The sequence below is a fragment of the Caballeronia zhejiangensis genome, assembly GCF_000698575.1.
In the GTDB taxonomy this organism is placed as follows: Bacteria; Pseudomonadota; Gammaproteobacteria; order Burkholderiales; family Burkholderiaceae; genus Caballeronia; species Caballeronia zhejiangensis.
This window is the reverse complement of the sequence record NZ_JFHD01000086.1, coordinates 1-3391: the sequence shown is the minus strand read 5'-3', so window position 1 is coordinate 3391 and position 3391 is coordinate 1. Positions and strand designations below refer to the sequence as shown.

At 63.6% G+C, this 3391-nt stretch carries 4 protein-coding genes; all 4 read left to right on the top strand.

Annotated elements, in window-relative coordinates; translation table 11 throughout:
- The first annotated feature begins 137 nt into the window (after positions 1-137).
- Entirely contained in the window at positions 138-713 is a 576-nt protein-coding gene (locus tag BG60_RS35920; protein WP_008344711.1) for a DUF6431 domain-containing protein, read from the top strand.
- A 131-nt stretch (positions 714-844) separates the two neighbouring features.
- Positions 845-2164 carry a DDE-type integrase/transposase/recombinase gene (locus BG60_RS35915; protein WP_008344714.1) on the top strand — a complete coding sequence of 440 codons (1320 nt, stop codon included), beginning with the start codon at positions 845-847 and terminating at the stop codon, positions 2162-2164.
- A gap of 2 nt (positions 2165-2166) precedes the next feature.
- The gene (locus BG60_RS35910; protein WP_008344716.1) at positions 2167-2961 is read left to right on the top strand and encodes an ExeA family protein; all 795 of its coding nucleotides are present in this window, start codon (positions 2167-2169) and stop codon (positions 2959-2961) included.
- A complete protein-coding gene (locus BG60_RS37760; protein WP_008344718.1) occupies positions 2958-3194 on the top strand; it encodes a hypothetical protein in 237 nt (78 codons plus the stop codon). The genes BG60_RS35910 and BG60_RS37760 overlap by 4 nt, the downstream gene beginning before the upstream one ends.
- The last annotated feature ends 197 nt before the right edge of the window (positions 3195-3391 follow it).

Sequence of the window (3391 nt, the reverse complement as noted above, 5' to 3'; positions counted from 1 at the left end):
TGTTACGTCGCGAACAATTCGAGGTGCAGGAGATGAGTTTGTCGCGTGATCGACGAGGTGGAATTTCAGAACACGACCGCGCGTAGCGCGAGACACAGCGGATGTGAGGATGGCCAGTGTTGCTCTGATATCGTGCGATGTTTTCCGGACGCCGTACGAACATCAAGAACAGACTGGCCATGCACCGAATTGTATTTGCGTTTCTCACGCTCGAACAGCATCTTCGCGCCGTCGTGACCACACCTCAGTCATACCGCCCCGATCATTGCCCGCATTGCGGCTTCGGTTGCCTCTGGGGGCACGGCTGTTACGAGCGCAAGGCTGATCGTAGCGCCGACGGCGACCTGAATCCCGTTGCGGTGCCGCGCTTCCAGTGCGCGTCGTGCCGACGCACGTGCTCGCGCCTGCCGCTGTGCATCTGCCCGCGCCGCTGGTATGCGTGGGCGCTGCAGCAGCAGGTACTGCAGTTGTTGATCGCGGGTGCCTCGTTGCGCCGTACCGCCGCGATCTTCGCGCTCGGCTATCACACCGTGCGGCGCTGGTGGCGATGGTTGTCAACGGTCCACGAAGACTTCTCTTTCCATCTGCGCAGCCGGTTTGCATCGCTCGGACGCAGCGTCGGCTTCGCCACTTTCTGGCTCGCCTGTCTCCAATTGATGCCACTGTGTGAAGCGATGGCCTGGCTCGATCACGACAGTGTCGCTGTCCCGTGATCGGGGGAACCCCGTTCGCTGCGCGACGACGAAATCTGCGCTTCAACGGGTACCCCACACACTTTGCTCACTGCCCGAGCTCGCGCATTGGCGGTTTCATACGGGTTCCTTCATTTTTACGGGGAACACCTATGAACGAAGTCGATCCGAAGGCCCTGTTTCGCCTGTCGGTGCTCGGTCCGCTCGTCAGCCGCGAACGGCTGGGCCACGGCGAGCTGCAGCAGATCGTCCAACAGCTCGCGCAGCAGGAATACGCCATTCCCGGCTCGCGCCGGCGTCATATCAGCGAGAAGACGCTGCTCAAGTGGTACTACGCATGGCGACGTGATGGTCTGACGGGACTCGCCGATCACGCCCGTACTGATGTGGGCCGCTCGAAGCTGCCTGAAGTCATACAGGGCGCCGTGCTCGCGGCCAAACGCGAGAACCCGCGCCGTTCGATCCGCCAGATCCGGCTGCTGCTGGAGGCCGCCGGCGTGGTTCCGCACGACACGCTCTCGCGCTGCGCGGTGCATCGTCTGCTCAAGGCGCACGGCATCTCACGCATTGCCGGTCCCGATGTCGTGCCTGAGGAGAAACGCAGCTTCGAGGCCGAGTATGCCGGTTCGATCTGGTACGGCGATGTGCTGCACGGCCCGACGCTGTCCTTCGGCGGCAAGCGTACAAAGACGTACCTCGTGTCGCTGATGGACGACGCCTCGCGGCTGATCGCCCATAGCGCGTTCTGCACCTCGGAGACGGCGCTCGACATTGAAGGCGTGCTCAAGCAGGCGCTGCTCAGACGCGGCGTGCCGAAGACGCTCGTCGTCGACAACGGCGCAGCCTATCGTGCCTCAACGCTGCAGGGCATCTGCGCGCAACTGTCAATCCGGCTCGTGCATTGCCGGCCGTACCAGCCGACCAGCAAGGGCAAGCTCGAGCGCTGGCACCGCACGTTACGCGAACAGTTCCTTGCCGAACTCGACGCGACGCATATCCGTGACATGGCGGACCTGAACGCCCGGCTATGGGCGTGGATCGAGCAGGTCTACCATCGCCGCAAACACGGTGCACTTGGCGAGCACACGCCACTCTCACGCTACCAGCAGGACCTGCCACGCATCCGGCAGCTCGGCACACTGGCTGCGCGGCTGGATGAACTGTTCCTGCATCGCATCTCGCGCCATGTGCGTCGTGATGGCACCGTGTCGTTCGACGGCAAACGCTTTGAGGTCCCGTACGAGCTTACCGGACAGACGGTCGTGGTTGTGGTCGATCCGCACGCCGGCACCGTTCTGCGCGTCGAGAGCCAGGCCGGGAAGGCGCTGGGCGCCGCCACGGAACTGGATACCGTGGCCAACTGCACGCGCCGGCGGCAGCGCCCACTGGCGCAGCCTGCCACCCATGCCGCGGCATCAGGGCCGAACCTGCTCGAGCTCGTGCATCAGCGTCATTACCGCACGGAGGGCTGACCATGTACCGACAACACTTCGGCCTGCGCTGCGCGCCGCTGGACAAGGATTCGACGGACCTGTGGGACGATGGCGCGCTTGCCCAGCTCACCGAGCGCTTCCAGTGGCTGCTCACCAGTCCCGGTATCGGCCTGCTGACGGGCGAACCGGGCGTGGGCAAGACCGCAGCACTACGCCATCTCGCTCGTAGCCTCAATCCGCATCGCTATCTCGTTATTTACCTCGCCGAAACGGAGTTCGGCCGCATCGACCTGTACCGATCGCTTGCACGAGCGCTCGGATTGGAACCCAGCTACCGGCGTGCCGACCTGTGGCGCGAGCTGAAGCAGCGCATCACGGAGCTCGTCGAGGGCAAGCAGTTGCTGGTGGTATGGATCATCGACGAGGCGCAGAACCTGCCCATTGAGTTCTTCCGCGACTTCCCGTCGTTCCTGAACTTCGCCTTCGATTCGCGCAACCTTCTCACTGTGTGGCTGGCCGCGCATCCAAATCTGGCCACCACGCTCGAACGTGCGCCCTATGCCGCGCTGTACGGACGTATCCAGGCGCGCGTGCAATTGAAGCCCGTCATCGAGCGCGAGCGTTTCGCGCAGTTGATCACGCACGCCCTAAAGAGCGCCGGCTGCACGCATACGTTGCTGGCCGACTCCGGGCTTGAGCTGCTACGGCAGGCTTCACGTGGTCTGCCGCGACACGCCGGGCGAATCCTGCGCACCGCGATGCAGCTGGCCGTGCCCCGGGGTCTGAATCATCTACCCGACGAGCTGCTACAACAAGCCATTGAGGAGTTCCGATGACCCGGCGCCACAAACACGCCAAGGTGTCGCGCGCGGCGCCAAAGATCATGTCCCGTCCGCCGCCATTGCCCGAAATGAGCGACGAGGCCGCCGCGCAGATCCAGCAACTCCTATGTGACTGGCTCCTGTGGTTCAGCGCTGCGTATGGCGAACAGATCCGTCGTTGCAATGAACCGTGGGCTGTGCCGCCACGCGAACCGCCTCCTGCTCATCGCATCGACGCCCCTTTCTAATGACACGGCCCCGGTCTCGACAACCGGGGCCGCGTTCGTTGTGCTGCCGATCAAATGCGCGACGACGCGCAAATTTACATTCGCTGCGTCTCGCGTTCGATCGGACACGCATTCCGCCCGATCAGCCCGCGACAAACAGCGTCGTCTCGCCTCGAATATCTCGCGATGCCGAGTCTCGTTCAGCCTGCGACGTAACA